This is a genomic window from Rhizobium leguminosarum (assembly GCF_010668065.1).
GTDB classification, from domain to species: Bacteria; Pseudomonadota; Alphaproteobacteria; order Rhizobiales; family Rhizobiaceae; genus Rhizobium; species Rhizobium leguminosarum_S.
In genome coordinates, this window is the sequence record NZ_WUEN01000002.1 from 70,147 (window position 1) to 85,430 (window position 15,284).

Here is a 15,284-nt window from a genome sequence, read left to right on the forward strand (position 1 = left end):
AGCTCCCTAAACCCTGTCAGTCAACGACAGTTACACGGGCAGTGATCTCCCAAACCCCAGCCTCAGACTCGCTCGACTCTCGCAACTTGATTTTATCGGATCCAGTGAACTTGGCGCCTGGCGTATAGTAGACCACAGCTCCCTCGACCTTGCGGCCATTGCATTTGAAGCGGGGATTGCTTCGCTTGAAAATCGGAAACACCTTTTCATGGGCGATTTGAATCTCTCCATGTTTGCCGCCGTCCAGAATCTTTAGACGCGGCACAGCGGCCAAGCTGCAGTCGGGATTCACAAATGACGATTGATAAATGATGGTTCGACTGCCGGAGATGACTGTAGCGGAAGTATTTACCTTTTTGATCTCCTGCGCTTGGGCATGTCCCCCGGCAATGAGAAGAAGGGCCGAACCCAAAAGTCCGTATCGGATGTTCATGGAATTCTCACCAGTATTGAAATTGGGTTCCGGGGCAGGCGGCATCATAAGATTACGATACCGGCCGCCAACGCAGCATGACTATTCGACAACCGTAATATTCAGCACCCCTTCGGTGACAATGCCGTTTTTATCGGACGTGCGAATTACAATTCTGTCCTTGCCGACAAAGCCCTTGTCAGATGTATAGTACCCTACCGTGGTAGGTACCTTTGTGCCATTGCACTTCTTATATTCACCCTTGCCATGGGGGAACGCGAGTTCGCGCAGGCTCTCCACCTTGCCATGTTTTGGGGCCTCGCGGATGCGGACCTCGGGTACAACTTTCGCGCTACAGTCGGGGTTGAGGCTGAAGGCAACGCCAATCTTGGTGCGCTCGCCGCTCGCCACGCTGATATTCCTTTGGTAGTGCGACAATCCATCCGGACCGGTCGTCGTGCAACTCGCCAATGCTGCACTGGCGCACATCGTGGCAACCGACAGAATGAATGCTTTCTTCATGAGAACCTCTGTTGTCATTGTTGATATTGTGTTTTGGGCGGCACGCATCACCGCGTCAGCGGCTGAAATCCGGTCATAGCGAATTGTGAAGCAGGGGGCGACTTTCACCTCTCATCAAATCCAAAAACGCGAAATGCGTCGGCCGGGCGTGGGGATATCATCATCACTGAGATCCAAAGCGCTACTTCCGAAGCAGGCGTCGAGCTTATCGCTCGCTTCCATCGATAAACACCGATCTCAAGCCCGCTTACGCTCCTCCAAACACGCGCCGGAAGATCGTGTCGACGTGTTTCGTGTGGTAGCCGAGGTCGAATTTTTCGCGGATGTCTTCCTCCGAGAGGGCAGCGCGGACTTCGGCATCGGCGAGCAGCTCTTCCAGGAAATCCTTGCCCTGTTCCCAGACCTTCATGGCGTTGCGCTGGACCAGCCGATAGGCGTCCTCGCGGGAGGTGCCGGCCTGGGTCAGTGCCAGCAGGACGCGCTGCGAATGGACGAGGCCGCGGAACTTGTTGAGATTCTTTTCCATGTTCTCGGGATAGACCAGCAGCTTTTCGATGACGCCGGCCAGCCGCGACAGGGCGAAGTCCAGCGTCACGGTGGCATCGGGGCCGATCATGCGCTCGACAGAGGAATGCGAGATATCGCGCTCGTGCCAGAGGGCGACGTTTTCCATCGCCGGCATGGCGTAGGAACGGACCATGCGGGCAAGGCCGGTCAGGTTTTCGGTCAGAACCGGGTTGCGCTTGTGCGGCATGGCCGAGGAGCCCTTCTGGCCGGGCGAGAAATATTCCTCGGCTTCCAGCACCTCGGTGCGCTGCAGGTGGCGGATCTCGGTTGCCAGCCGCTCGATCGACGAGGCGACCACGCCGAGGGTGGCGAAATACATGGCGTGGCGGTCACGCGGGATGACCTGCGTCGAGACCGGCTCGGCCTTCAGGCCGAGGGCCTCGGCGACATGTTCCTCGACGCGCGGATCGATATTGGCGAAGGTGCCGACGGCGCCCGATATGGCGCAGGTCGCGACTTCCTCGCGGGCGGCGACGAGGCGCTGGCGGCAGCGCTCGAATTCGGCATAGGCGAGCGCCAGCTTGACGCCGAAGGTGGTGGGCTCGGCATGGATGCCGTGCGAACGGCCGATGGTGACGGTGTCCTTATGTTCGAAGGCGCGGCTTTTCAGCGCCTCGAGCAGCCGGTCGATATCGGCAAGCAGGATGTCGGTGGCGCGGACCAGCTGGACGTTAAAGCAGGTATCGAGCACGTCGGACGAGGTCATGCCCTGGTGGACGAAACGCGCATCCGGGCCGACGATCTCGGCGAGATGGGTGAGGAAAGCGATGACGTCGTGTTTGGTGACGGCCTCGATCTCATCGATGCGGTCGACGTCGAAGGTGGCCGCGCCGCCTTTCTCCCAGATCGTCTTTGCCGCCGATTTCGGGATGACGCCAAGTTCGGCCAGCGCGTCGCAGGCATGCGCCTCGATCTCGAACCAGATGCGGAACTTGGTTTCGGGAGACCAGATGGCGACCATTTCAGGCCGGGAATAACGCGGGATCATGGGCGGCTGCCTTCACTTCAAGAGGTTGAGCGTTTAAGACGCAATTCCGGACGCAAAACCGCTGCACACTTTTGCTGGAATTGCTTTAGCGCCCCTGTAGCAAAGACGGGCGGCAATCTCAACGCATGCGTTTGGCAAGATGATAGCTGCTTGCGACAAGACAGACGAGGCCAAGCGGCAGGAAGAGACGCAGGCCGATCACCAGGAACTGATAGACTGCGCTGATACTGGTGAAGACGAACTGGAAAGCCCAGACGATACTGCCGAAGGGCGCATGCCAGCGCGCATAGAACATCCGGTATTCCATGGCGAAGAGGAAGGCGGTCATCAAGATCGTGGCCGCTGTCAGCGTCACGAAAAAAGCGGCAAAACGCGTTTCCAGCGGCCTGTCAAAGGCGAGGTAGCGGGCGACCGGCAGGGCGAACGGCCAGGCGAACAGGCCGCCGGCGAAATAGAGTGCGGCGATCTCGGCAAGGCGGCTCGTCTGCAGGCCGTTGCGCAGGTAAAGGCCGAGCATGGCGGCGGCAAGCATCTGCATGCCCCAAAGCAACGCGCCGGCAATCAAATCGGGGTAGGACGGCCGTGCAGCTCTTAGACGATCCATCCGGGGGCGATCCGTCCTCGGGCGATCCATGCTCAGGGATGAACCGGAACGGCGATCCAGCGTCCGTTCCTGTCGGCATCGAAGGCCAGGACGAGGGCGATGTGAACCTGGTTTCCGGCTTCCGGCTGATAGACCACGGCGCCGCCGATCCGGTATTCGACGGAACATACGCGCTCGGCCGGAACTGCGGTGGCCTGGCGCGCTGCCTGCCGGTTCGGAGCGCCTTCCTTCTCGATCATCTGCAGGCTGAAGCCGATGACGCGCTTGTCGACTGCAGCGCAATCCTTCGGCGTCGGCACCGGCATCTCGCCGAGCGAGAGCGTATAAGGCGATTTCGGCGGACCGTCGGTCGCAAGCGTCGTGTAGCGGATCGTCTTCGAAGGCGAGCCGAGTTCAGTCGGCGGATTGAAGGCGGCGATCAGGCCGGGATTGGTCAGGAGATCATATTTATCCATCTGGCTGCGCGCCGCCGTCAGGTTCTGCCGCCGCGCCTTGGAGAGATTGGCGTCCTTATCGGTCAACTCGGTATGGAAGGGCGTGCCCTCGAGATAGTGGCCGTCTTCGGTATCGATGAAATAGGTGTTGGAGTAGGGAAGGTTGCCGCTCTCCTCGATGCCGAATTCCTGAAATCCGAAGACCTTGCCGTCGGCGGAAAAGCCGATCGGCTGGATATTGGCGATGTCACCGGCAAGTGACGGGCCGGGCAGGCCGGCAAATGCAGCAGCAAGCATGCCACCAATGATCAGACGTTTGTTCATGCTCGTGCCCCTTCGGCTGCCTGACGCAGATCGGCGACAGTCCGGCGATAATCCTCGACCGTATCGCCCTTGAAAATTGCCGAGCCGGCGACGAGAACGTTGCCGCCCGCCCGCGCGATATCAGGCGCCGTTTCCACCGTGACGCCGCCGTCGACCTCGAGTTCGATCGGCCGATCACCGATCAGTGACTTCGCCGCCGCGATCTTCTTCGCCATCGCCGGAATGAATTTCTGTCCGCCGAATCCGGGATTGACCGACATGATCAGGATGAGATCGACATCGTCGAGCACGTTCTCGATGGCGCTGAGCGGTGTCGCCGGATTGATCGTCACGCCGACCTTCTTGCCGAGATTGCGGATGGTCTGCAGCGAGCGGTGCAGATGCGGTCCGGCTTCGGCATGGACGGTGATACGGTCGCAGCCGGCCTTGGCGAAGGCTTCGAGATAATCGTCGACCGGCGAGATCATCAGGTGGCAGTCGAAGGTGGCTGATGTATAGGAGCGCAGCGACTTGATGACATCCGGGCCGAAGGAGATGTTCGGCACGAAATGGCCGTCCATGACGTCGAGATGGATCCAGTCGGCGCCGGCGGCCGTCACGTCGCGCACCTCCTCGCCGAGCCTGGCGAAATCCGCTGCGAGGATCGAGGGGGCAATGCGAATGGGCAGCGTCATCAAATCTTACTCCGTATGGGCCGCCATTTGAGCGCGGGGCCCGAATTCAAGGCTGGCGCGCCGCTCATTGCGTCGGCGCGGCAGGTGGAAAAAAGCCGTTGCCCCGCCATTCGAGCAGGCGGTAGGGGTTTTGCGAAAGTTCATGCGCGCCGGTGAAGGCGATAGCGCCGACCGGCGTCTGGAATGTCGTGCCGAGAAGCATCTCCTGAAGGGGCTTGCCCGCCGCAGCGGCGGCTTGCCCGGCCTGTCCGGCAATGAGGGCCGCGGCCAGCGACGGCAGGACATAACCTTCCGGCTCGATGCCTTTGGCGCGCAGCGCGTCGGCCGCAGCCGTGCCTTCCGGCAGGATGGTGTATTCGGGCAGGGCGACGGCGCGTACGCCTTCATTCAGCGGCAGCGGCTGGTCGGCGGCGCGCATGGCATCGCCGCCGAGGATGGAAAGCTGGATGTTCTCTGCCTTGGCGTCGCGGGCGATGACGGCGACGTCGTTGCGGTCGCCGCCGATAAAGACCCTGGTGGCGCCGGCTCGTTTCAGGCGGCGGACGAGGGCAATCTGCTGTTCCTGTCCCGGCCGGTAGGTGTCGGTAAAGACCGGCTTCAGGCCGTTCTGCTCCAGCGCATTGCGCACCGCTTCCGTCAGTTCGCGGCCATGAATGGTGCCGTCCTCGATCAGGGCGATCGGATCGGCGGCCCAGTCCTTCAGGATCACCTCGATGACCTTTGCCGCCTCGGCACCGTCGGCGGGCGCCGCCCGGAAAAGCGGCCAGCCGTTCTTCAGCGCATCCTCCATGAGGATGCGGGAGCGCACCGAGACGGTGATCGCCGGAATATTGGCGTCCTTCAGCTTCGGCAGCGCACCTTCCAGCGTCTCGCTGCAGAGAAAGCCGACCGCGACCTGCACCTTGGCATTGACAAGCGCATCGGCGACCGCGGCACCACTATTGTCCTCGCAGGTCTCGTTGATGGCGACGAGGGTATTTCCGGACTGCTGGATCTCGAAACCGGCGCCGGCGGCAATCTGGGCGCCGAGGAGGGCGAGCGGTCCGTTCTGAGGGGCGACGACACCGATCGTCACGCCGGCCGCATGGCTTTCAGCCGCCGCTCCCAGCAGCACCAGAAAGGCTGCTATGCCACGCAGGTTGATCATGAAAGGCGGAGATCCCTAGCCATCGTCCATGCCCTTTTATCCGCAAGGCCGCGATCGTCAAAGAAAAACAAGCGCAACACAGCGCTTTTCACCGGTCCTATTGTAGAAAAGGTAACCGATGCTCGCCATATTGGCGCGATAGCAAGTCGATCAGAGCAAGTCGATCAAGGCAGAATAAGCGCGTACGGGAGAAGCAGGTGTTGAACAGGCAGCATATCGACCCCGGCCTTTATCGCGATGCCATGAGCCGTTATGCCGGCCATGTGCAACTCGTGACGACGGCGATGGGCGAGCTGCGCCGCGGCGTCACCATCACCGCCGCCTGTTCGGTCTCGGACAATCCGGCCTCGGTGCTGATCTGCCTCAACAACACCAATCCGAAGAACGAGATCTTCTTCCGCAGCGGCATCTTCGCGCTGAACACGCTCGGCGCCCACCACCAGGGCGTAGCCGATGCCTTTTCCGGGCGCACGTCGCTTGCCAATGACGACCGTTTCGCCAGCGCCCGTTTCGATATGCTTGCCACCGGTGCGCCCGTGCTGGCCGACGCACTTGCCGCCTTCGATTGCCGGGTGATCGATATCAAGGAAATGCCGACGCACAATGTCATCTTCGGCGAGGTCGCGGCTGTCCGCTTCAGCGAAAAGCACCCGGCGCTCATCTATATGAACCGGGATTATCACGCGCTGTGATGAGAGCGCCGTGCGTCCTTTCGAAAGCATCTCGAGGGAATAGAGAATGGACAATGCCGGCATCGAGGAAATGTTTCAGGGGCTTGGCCCCGTCACGGTCAAGCGCATGTTCGGCGGCAAAGGCATCTATCATCTCGGGCGCATCATCGCGCTCGAAGTGCGCGACGAGATGCTGCTGAAGGCCGACGAGACGAGCGCCCCGGAATTTGCCGCTGCCGGCGCCACGCAATGGACCTATGAGGGCAAGAAGGGCAAGCCGGTAAAAATGCCCTATTGGTCGATCCCCGACGAGGCCTACGACGATCCCGATCTGATGGCGAAATGGGTGCGGCTTGCCTATGAGGCGTCGCTTCGCGCCGAATAGCTAGCCGCGTTCAGCGGGCGACAAGGCTGCGATGGCGGCTTTGGTGAAGGCCGACAGTGGCTCGGGTAGATCCGTCAGCGGAAACCAGCCGAAATCCGAAAGCTTGTCCGGTTCGGTCAGTTGCGGCTCGCCCTCGACGTCGCGAGCGAGATAGAGAATCGAGATCCAGTGTTGGCGATCGGCATCGATGATCTGCTCGGTCATGCCGATTCGTTCGATGCGGCCGATCGTCAGGCCGGTTTCCTCTTCGGCCTCACGGCGCGCGGCAGTCTCTGCCGGCTCCATGTGGTCTACTTTGCCGCCGACGATATTCCAATAGCCGGCTTCCGGTGCTCGCATGCGTTTGTAAAGAAGGATCCTGGCGTCGCGCAGAATCACCAGACCGACGCCGAGACCCGGAAAATCGAGACCGGGCCTGCCCATTGGAAGTTCAGACCTTGGCGCTGCCGGCGATCAGCATGAAGGCGGGGATATCGTCGCCGAATCCAACAGGGGTCGGGCCGTCGTCGTGGTCGCGATGGCGGCGGCGGTCGCGGCTGTCGTCGTTTGCCGGGTAAGGCCGACTATTGCGCGCATTGTTCTGCGGCTTCTGCTCTGCTTTGCGCTCGTTCTTCACGATGTCGGCCTTTACTGGTGCTGCTTCGATCACGTCTACGCCATTATCCTGTATGTCGTTATCAGATTTATGACTCGCAGCGGCGCGATTGCCGCGTCCGCGCCCACGATCCTTATCGCCATTCTCTCTCGGCGCACGATCTCGGCCTGCGCCATCTCTGGCGCCACGTTCGCGGCTGTTACGGCGCGGGCGTTCACTGTCCCGGCTGTCTTCTGCCGGCGGCGGCAGCGACGTCAGGTCACCGCTCAGCCATTCGACCTTTTCGCCGATCAGCTTCTCGATGGCGTCGACGAATTTGGTATCGCGCTTGGTGACCAAGGTGAAGGCGGCACCCGAGCGGCCGGCACGGCCGGTGCGGCCGATGCGGTGGACGTAATCCTCGGAATGGATCGGCACGTCGAAATTGAAGACGTGGCTGACATCGGGGATATCGAGGCCGCGGGCGGCTACGTCGGAGGCCACCAGAAGCTGGAGGTTGCCGTCACGGAAGCTTTGCAGCGTCATCGTGCGGGAACGCTGGTCCATGTCGCCATGCAGGGCGCCGACCGAAAAGCCGTGACGCTCGAGCGACCGGAAGAGATCGGCGACATCCTTCTTGCGGTTGCAGAAGACGATGGCGTTCTTGAGTTCGGTCTGGGCGCGGACGAGTTCGCGCAAGACGGCGCGCTTTTCGTAATCCTTGCCGTGCGAAGCGACGAAACGCTGCGTCACGGTCGCGGCGGCGGAAGCCGGCTTTGCAACCTCGATACGCTCGGGATTCTGCAGGAAGCGGTCGGCGAGCTTCTGGATCTCCGACGGCATGGTTGCCGAGAAGAAGAGAGTCTGGCGGGTGAACGGGATCATCTTGGCGATGCGTTCGATATCGGGGATGAAACCCATGTCGAGCATGCGGTCGGCCTCGTCGATGACGAGGATCTCGACGCCGCTCATCAGGAGCTTGCCGCGCTCGAAATGGTCGAGCAGGCGGCCGGGGGTGCAGATCAGCACATCGGCGCCGCGTTCGAGCTTGCGGTCCTGGTCCTCGAAGGAAACGCCGCCGATCAGAAGGGCGACGTTAAGGCGGTGGTTCTTGCCGTATTTCTCGAAATTCTCGGCGACCTGGGCGGCGAGTTCGCGCGTCGGTTCGAGAATCAGCGTGCGGGGCATGCGCGCACGCGCACGGCCCTTCTCCAGAAGCGACAGCATCGGCAGAACAAAGGATGCCGTCTTGCCAGTGCCGGTCTGCGCGATGCCGCAAATATCGCGGCGCTCGAGCGCAAACGGGATGGCGCCCGCCTGAATAGGCGTTGGGATCGTGTAGCCCGCGTCCGTAACAGCGGATAGCACTTTTTGGCTTAAGCCAAGGTCAGCAAATGTCGTCAAAGGGAAAACTGTTTCCATTCCGTTCGGCCGAGCTCTGAACGAGTCGGCGGGATTGCATGCCGCAATGCAGCGCGACATAGCCCCGAATGGCCGGCAAGTCAAGAAATAGAGACGCCGCACCCATTGCAGAGTGAAGCGTTGGTTACCGGGCAGGAGTTACTTGATATAGGTGGCGAGTTTAAGGCCGGCATTCATGAAATATACTGGATCGACGGCATGGCCGTCCTGGCGCACTTCATAATGCAGGTGCGTGCCGGTCGAGCGGCCAGTGCTGCCGGCAAGGCCGATGACGTCGTTGCGGTCGACCGTGTCGCCGACCTTGACCAGAACCTCCGACATATGCCCGTAGCGCGTCGAGATGCCGTTGCCGTGATCGACCTCGACCATGTTGCCGTAGCCGCCGGTCCATCCGGCCGAAATCACCTTGCCGGGCGCCGTCGGGCGGATCCTTTCGCCCGGCGAAAAGCGGAAGTCGATGCCGGAATGGAGCGCGAGGCGGCCGAGGAAGGGATCACGGCGATTGCCGAAGGGGCTGGTCACGTCCTTGCCGATAGCGGGATTGCGGAAGGGCAGGGATTCGGCGGTACTGCGCACCGCTTCGAGCCGGGTCAGCGCGCCGTCGAGCGCTGCCAGCGAATTGTTGAAGCCGTCGTTGCTTTCAGGCTCGACATAGGGGCCGCCGACGGCATCGTCGTCGTCTTTCCTGGCAGCGGTCTCGGGCATCGGAATCTTGAAGCGGGTCAGCACCGTCTCGATGGCGTTGGCGGCATTGCCGGCATCGCTCGTCAGCTGTTCGACACGGCTGCGCTGGTCCTGTTCGACATCTTTGAGCGACAGCGTCACCTTCGAAAAGATGCGGTCAGCCCGGTCGCCGACCGTGTCGGTGGCCGGCACATAGGCAAGCGTCGAATTGTCGGGCGTCGCATCGGCGGGCGCGCCGCTCGCCAGCTGTTTCTCGATTGCCTCGATGCCGCTCCCGGTGAGTGAAGCACGCTTATCCTTGGCATCGGGTGCATAGGACTGAACGGGTGAAGACGGCGTAGGCGGGGCGCCATCCTTTTCCGTCAGGCCGGAGCTTTCGGCGCGGTCGAGCAGATTGTCGAGCTTGCCATGGCGCGAGGTCAGCGCCATCTGCTGCTCCATCAGCTTGTCGACCTTGTCTTCCACCACCTGCTGGTCGAGAAGCTGGCGGGAGGTGATGCGGTCGACCTGCGCGCGGAGGGCGGCGATGCGGTCTTCATAATCGTGCTGCATGCGGGCCTGGCGGGCCATGGTGGCGCCGATCAGGTCGTCGCGCAGCACGAGATAGGACGTGGCCAGGAGGTAGCCGATCGAGAAAACGCCGACGAAGCAGAAGGCCAGTGCTGCCATCCACGGCCGGACCGTCATATGGCGGACCTTGTCGCCGCTTGCCAGGATGAGGATATGTTCCTGCGCCCGCCTGCCGAATACCCGGTGCTGATGTCCGCTGTTCACGCAGGCTCTCCCGATTGATGCTCTACGCCTCTTTCGGAAATTAGACACCGTTATGGTTAATGAATGCTTTCATTGTCGCTGTCGCGTCATAAATTTCAGTGACTTCAAGCGTGGCTGATCGATACGAGCGATCGGTAGAAAGACGGCGTCAGTCCGGCCTCGGCACGGGCAAGATCGTTGAAGGGCGGCTTCAGCGGTCCGCGGAAATTGGCGCGCACCAGCTCCTGGAAGGCCTTTGCCGGATCGCGCTTCTCGCGGGCGCAGAGGAAGCGGAACCATTTGGCGCCGACGGCGACATGGCCTTTCTCGTCATTGTAGATGACGTCGAGCACCGCTGCACTTTCGAGATCGCCTGTCTGGCGCATCTTCGCCTGCAGCGATGGCGTGACGTCGAGGCCGCGGGCTTCCAGAATCAGCGGTACGACGGCGAGCCTTGCCGTCAGGTCGTTGCGCGTCGAATGGGCTGCCTGCCAGAGCCCGTCATGGGCGGGCAGATCGCCGTAATCGGCGCCGAGATCGTTAAGCCTGGCGCGCACCATGCGGAAATGCTTCGCCTCCTCGAAGGCGACCAGCATCCAGCCGTCGAAAAAGGAATTCGGCACCTGCTCGGTCGCGAATCGCGCGACGATATCGAGCGCCAGATCGACGGCGTTGAGCTCGATATGGGCGATGGCGTGCAGCAGAGCGATCCGCCCTTTGAGCGTATGCAGCGAGCGCTTCTCCACCTGGGTCGGCGGCGTCAGCACCGGTTTGTCAGGACGGCCGGGCCTGTCGGGCAGGTCTGCATCGAGCGGCGAGCGCAACGACACCCGGCGGGCGAACCAGCGGGTGGCGCTTTCCTGCGCAAGTGCCGTCTTGCGATCAAGATCGGCGGAAGAGATCGCATCGATCGCGCCGCCGCGCAGCGAGGTTATCGTGAGATCCCCGGTCACGCCGCCAGGTTCCTCACGGCCGCGAGCACGGTTTCGGCATGGCCTTGCACCTTCACCTTTTGCCAGATGGTGGCGATGGTGCCGTCCTGGCGGATCAGGAAAGTGGTACGCTCGACACCCATGAAGTTGCGGCCGTACATGCTCTTTTCCTTCCAGACGCCATAGGCCTGCAGCGTCGTCTTTTCCTCGTCCGAGGCGAGCGCCACCGAAAGACGGTGCTTCTTGATGAACTTGTCATGGCAGGCGGCCGAATCGGGCGACATGCCGATGACGGCAGCACCCGCCGCTTCGAACTCGGCTGCTAATGCGGTGAAAGCCAGTGATTCTGCGGTGCAGCCCGTCGTGTCGTCCTTGGGATAGAAGAACAACACGAGCGGCTTGCCGTGGAATTCGGCCAGCGAAACGCGGCCGCCGCCGTCGCGGGGAAGGTTGAAATCAGGGGCCGAAACGCCGATGCCGGGAACCGTCATTAGGAAAACCTTTCTTTTGCCGGGTTTGTGGATGACACTTTCTCTCCCCGAATTATATAGTGGACGGATACCCGTCCAGCATGGCCGGGTTCAATTCTTCACTTAAAGGGAGAGCCCGAGGGCGCATGTCAGCCATCCGCGGCGAAAAGGTCACGTTTCGCAAGAAGGATATCGTTGCGCTGGACCGCTTGCCGTCCGCCCAGGCCGAGGATCCGATCATCGTTCATTGCCCGCCGCCGCGTTCGCCGATGCGCCGCACGGCGAAGCTGACCTCAGGATTTCTGGGGCTGATCCTCGTTATTCTCGCTGGCATCGTTTTCACCGTCGAGAGCGGCATGTTCGACAAGCCGCTGTCGCAGCAGGCGCAGGCGGCGCTGAATGGCGTGGCCGGACCGCGCTACCGTGCCGAGGTCGGCTCCACCGTCATCCGCTTCACTTCGGATTTCCGGCTGGCGCTGGAAGCGCGCAACGTCAACATGATCGACCAGGAGAGCGGCCAGCACCTGTCGACGACGGGTTCGGTGCGCCTGGGGCTTGATCCGCTGCAGCTTTTCCGCGGCCGCATCGCCGTCGCGGACATCGAAGCAGAGGATATCGCGCTCGATACCGCGCTTCTGCCCTCCGGCAATGCCGTCAAGCTCGACGATCTGCGGATCGACGCCATGCCGGCGGCGATGGAGAAGATCTTCTCGCAGTTTGACATGTTCGACAGCATCGTGACGCGCGGCTCGACCAATTCGGTGCGCATCTCCGGCATCGACATCAAGCTTGCCGATACCGCCAACGGTCCGCTGTCGCTGGTCATCGACAATCTCGTCTTTGCCCATGCCGGCCCGTCCTCGCTGCAATTGACCGGCGAAGTCGCGCTCAACGGCGAAGTGGCGGAGCTCGACGTGCTGGCCGAGAAGGAAGACGGCCACGTGTCCAAGGTCGTGGCGACGCTCAAGCATGCCGACCTCACCCCCTTCGCGCTGAAACGCAACGATCAGGGCATGATCCGGCAAGGACTGAGTGCCTTTGCCGATCTGACAGTGTCGGCCAGCCGAGCGCGCGATGGCGTGCAGCCGGCGCTGGCGGCGACGGTCGACATCAATCCCGGCCTGATCTATGCGGACGGCGATCCGCAGGAGCTGTCGGGCGGGCAAATCAATCTCGTCTATGATTTCGCCAAGCAGACGATCGAGATCGCCCGATCGAACGCCCGGTTCGGCGCGACCACGCTTCCCATCAATGGCGCGCTGATCGATCTCGACAAGCTCGACCCGCAGGCCGGCAAAGGCTTCGGCATCGACCTGCTCGTCAGCGGCGGCACGGCAGCCCCCGGCGGCTCCGGCGAGCAGCCGCTCTCCTTCGACATCCAGGCGACCGGGCGCTACATGGTCGCCGGCCGAGAATTCCAATTTCCCAACATAACCGCTTCCAGCCCGCTGGGCGCGCTCTACGGATCACTTGATGTCAAGCTCGGCGACAAATCGCCGGAGATCAGCTTTGCCGGCCAGTCGGCGCAGCTGCAGACGATAGCGATCAAGCAGCTCTGGCCGTTCTGGATGGCGCCCAAAGTGCGCACTTGGGTGCACGGCAATCTCTTCGGCGGCACCGTCACCGACGCCGCTATTTCCGTCTTCATTCCCTTCGGCAGGCTGGACGAGGCAGCCGGCGGCAAGGGATTGAAGCTCGACGCCAACCAGATCCGCATCGGCTTCGACATCACGGGCGCGCGGATGAACGTTGCCGGCGACATTCCGCCGATCCGCGACACGTCAGCCCATTTCGACCTGACCGGCCCGGTTGCGATGATTGCGATCAAGAGCGGCACGTCCTATTTCCCGTCCGGCCGGTCCGTCGGTCTCGGGCAGGGGACGTTCATCTTGCCTGCCACCTACGATAAACCGCTGATGGCCGATATCGATCTCGCGGTCTCCGGGGCGGCGGACGCCGTCGGCGAGCTTCTGACCTACCGGCCGATCCGGGTGCTGCAGCGTGCCGGCTTTACGCCCGACGATCTCAAGGGCCGGATCGAGGCGAATGTGAAGGCCCATTTCGGCCTGCTCTCCTCGCAAAACCCGCCGCCGGCCGAATGGACGGCGGCAATGAAGCTCACCGATATCGATCTTGCCAAGCCGTTTTCCGGCAGGATGATCAGCAATCTCGACGGCACGCTGAACGGCAATCCGAAGAGAATAACGCTTGACGCCAAGGCCCAGATCGACGGCGTCCCGGCCGATATCGATCTTACCGAACCGGTCGAGGCATCCGACACGGCGGTCAAACAACGGGTGATCACTGCGACCCTTTCCGAGGACCAGCGCAACAAGCTGATACCCGGCCTTTCCGGCATCGTCGGCGGCAGCGTGAAGATGGTGCTGACGCGGATCGACGACGACCGGCAGGACGTCCAGCTCGACCTCACCAAGTCGCTGCTCGAACTGCCCTGGATCGGCTGGGCGAAGGGCAGCGGCATTGCCGCCACGGCCGAATTCGAAACATCCGGGCCGGCCGACAATACCCAGATCAAGAACTTCCGGCTGAAGGGCGACGGTTTCGGCGCCAATGGATCGCTGAACATTGGCAAGGGCGGGCTGATCTCGGCCGATTTCGACAGCGTCAAACTCTCCTCGCTCGACGATTTCGCCCTATCGGTGAAGCGCAGCAAAGGCAATTTCGACGTCTCGGTCTCCGGCGACAGCGCCGATGCGCGGCCGGTGATCCAGCGGTTGAAATCGGGCTCGGACGGCGATGGTGATGGGGATGCCGGCGACGCCGGCGTATCGGTGCGCGCCAGGCTGAAAAACGTCATCGGCTTCAACGACGAGAAGGTCGGCAATTTCCAGGCGCAAATATCACTGCGCGGCGACAAGCTGCAGGCGCTCAATTTTTCCGCCGTTACCGATAGCGGCGAGGCTGTGGTCAGCCAGATGAAGGACGGCGGCGTCATCAACATCACCAGCGGCGATGCCGGCGCGGTATCGCGTTTCGCCGATCTCTACCAGCACATGCAGGGCGGCCTGCTCAATCTGGCGATCCGGCTGGGGGCGGAGGGCGGCTGGGACGGCTCGCTCGACGTGCGCCGCTTCGCGATCGTCAACGAACAACGGCTGCGGTCGATCGTCTCGACGCCCGTCGGAAATGAGCAGCGCAGCCTCAACGAAGCGGTCAAGCGCGACATCGATACCTCGTCGCAGCGCTTCCAGCGCGGCTTTGCCCGTGTCGTCTCGCGCAACGGCATGGTCGGCATCGAGAACGGTGTGCTGCGCGGCGATCAGATCGGCGCAACCTTCCAGGGCATCGTGCGCGACCGCAAGGGCAACATGGACATGACCGGCACCTTCATGCCCGCCTACGGCCTCAACCGCCTGTTCGCCGAACTGCCGCTGATCGGCGTCATCCTCGGCAATGGCAGCGACCGCGGTCTGATCGGCATTACCTTCAAGCTGACAGGCAAGTTCGACCAGCCGAACCTGCAGATCAATCCGCTGTCGATCATCGCGCCGGGCGTCTTCCGCCAGATTTTTGAATTCCAGTGAGGGGAGGCGGTCACGGCAGAGGTCGTGGCTAGACGTAGCTAAACCTCTCTCCGCCTGAAGAGATAGTCGAGGCCGCCGACACGATACCAGCGGTAGCCGTATGCATCGAGCATGACGGGGTGGCGGTTGTCTTCATCTGCCGAGCGCGATTGACAAGTCCGTCATCGACGCCCAAC

15 protein-coding genes are annotated in these 15,284 nt (G+C 62.1%); 3 read left to right on the forward strand and 12 right to left on the reverse strand.

The features are described 5' to 3' along the window. Window positions 1-16: 16 nt before the first annotated feature. The 7 genes from GR198_RS04865 to GR198_RS04895 form a co-directional block, all read right to left on the reverse strand. Window positions 17-433 carry a hypothetical protein gene (locus GR198_RS04865; RefSeq protein WP_029874231.1) on the reverse strand — a complete coding sequence of 139 codons (417 nt, stop codon included), beginning with the start codon at window positions 431-433 and terminating at the stop codon, window positions 17-19. 81 nt (window positions 434-514) lie between these two features. Next, window positions 515-934, reverse strand: a complete 420-nt coding sequence (locus GR198_RS04870; protein WP_003559734.1) for a hypothetical protein — start codon at window positions 932-934, stop codon at window positions 515-517. Window positions 935-1,181: 247 nt separating this feature from the next. Then, entirely contained in the window at window positions 1,182-2,489 is a 1,308-nt protein-coding gene (purB, locus tag GR198_RS04875; RefSeq protein ID WP_003559733.1) for an adenylosuccinate lyase, read from the reverse strand. Between the two features lie 118 nt (window positions 2,490-2,607). Beyond that, window positions 2,608-3,093: a hypothetical protein gene (locus GR198_RS04880; RefSeq protein ID WP_155248950.1), complete on the reverse strand. Its 486-nt coding sequence runs from the start codon at window positions 3,091-3,093 to the stop codon at window positions 2,608-2,610. A 32-nt stretch (window positions 3,094-3,125) separates the two neighbouring features. Then, entirely contained in the window at window positions 3,126-3,851 is a 726-nt protein-coding gene (locus GR198_RS04885) for a DUF2259 domain-containing protein (RefSeq protein WP_029874229.1), read from the reverse strand. Next, window positions 3,848-4,525 (reverse strand): ribulose-phosphate 3-epimerase, encoded by a 678-nt coding sequence (gene rpe / locus GR198_RS04890; RefSeq protein ID WP_003559730.1) that lies wholly within the window; start codon window positions 4,523-4,525, stop codon window positions 3,848-3,850. Before rpe ends, GR198_RS04885 begins: the two co-directional genes overlap by 4 nt. Before the next feature lie 64 nt (window positions 4,526-4,589). Then, complete coding sequence (locus GR198_RS04895) at window positions 4,590-5,672, reverse strand: branched-chain amino acid ABC transporter substrate-binding protein (RefSeq protein WP_029874228.1); 1,083 nt, start codon at window positions 5,670-5,672, stop codon at window positions 4,590-4,592. Window positions 5,673-5,869: 197 nt separating this feature from the next. On the opposite strand from GR198_RS04895, the gene GR198_RS04900 reads away from it, so the two are divergent. Beyond that, window positions 5,870-6,364, forward strand: a complete 495-nt coding sequence (locus GR198_RS04900) for a flavin reductase (RefSeq protein WP_029874227.1) — start codon at window positions 5,870-5,872, stop codon at window positions 6,362-6,364. A gap of 46 nt (window positions 6,365-6,410) precedes the next feature. Continuing rightward, window positions 6,411-6,728 carry a TfoX/Sxy family protein gene (locus GR198_RS04905; protein ID WP_003540033.1) on the forward strand — a complete coding sequence of 106 codons (318 nt, stop codon included), beginning with the start codon at window positions 6,411-6,413 and terminating at the stop codon, window positions 6,726-6,728. On the opposite strand, the gene GR198_RS04910 is transcribed toward GR198_RS04905, so the two are convergent. The 5 genes from GR198_RS04910 to GR198_RS04930 all read right to left on the reverse strand — a co-directional run bounded on the left by GR198_RS04910 (window position 6,729) and on the right by GR198_RS04930 (window position 11,584). Beyond that, window positions 6,729-7,151 (reverse strand): NUDIX domain-containing protein, encoded by a 423-nt coding sequence (locus GR198_RS04910; RefSeq protein ID WP_029874226.1) that lies wholly within the window; start codon window positions 7,149-7,151, stop codon window positions 6,729-6,731. Window positions 7,152-7,158: 7 nt separating this feature from the next. Continuing rightward, window positions 7,159-8,724, reverse strand: coding sequence for a DEAD/DEAH box helicase (locus GR198_RS04915; RefSeq protein WP_017960621.1), 1,566 nt, complete (start codon window positions 8,722-8,724; stop codon window positions 7,159-7,161). Window positions 8,725-8,862: 138 nt separating this feature from the next. Next, window positions 8,863-10,182, reverse strand: a complete 1,320-nt coding sequence (locus GR198_RS04920; protein WP_029874225.1) for a peptidoglycan DD-metalloendopeptidase family protein — start codon at window positions 10,180-10,182, stop codon at window positions 8,863-8,865. A gap of 104 nt (window positions 10,183-10,286) precedes the next feature. Beyond that, the gene (locus tag GR198_RS04925) at window positions 10,287-11,114 is read right to left on the reverse strand and encodes a ferritin-like domain-containing protein (RefSeq protein WP_164067674.1); all 828 of its coding nucleotides are present in this window, start codon (window positions 11,112-11,114) and stop codon (window positions 10,287-10,289) included. Next, complete coding sequence (locus GR198_RS04930) at window positions 11,111-11,584, reverse strand: peroxiredoxin (RefSeq protein WP_029874223.1); 474 nt, start codon at window positions 11,582-11,584, stop codon at window positions 11,111-11,113. Before GR198_RS04930 ends, GR198_RS04925 begins: the two co-directional genes overlap by 4 nt. 125 nt (window positions 11,585-11,709) lie before the next feature. Here GR198_RS04930 and GR198_RS04935 point away from each other — a divergent pair, with 125 nt between their 5' ends. Beyond that, complete coding sequence (locus GR198_RS04935) at window positions 11,710-15,108, forward strand: YhdP family protein (protein WP_164067676.1); 3,399 nt, start codon at window positions 11,710-11,712, stop codon at window positions 15,106-15,108. Window positions 15,109-15,284 lie beyond the last annotated feature (176 nt).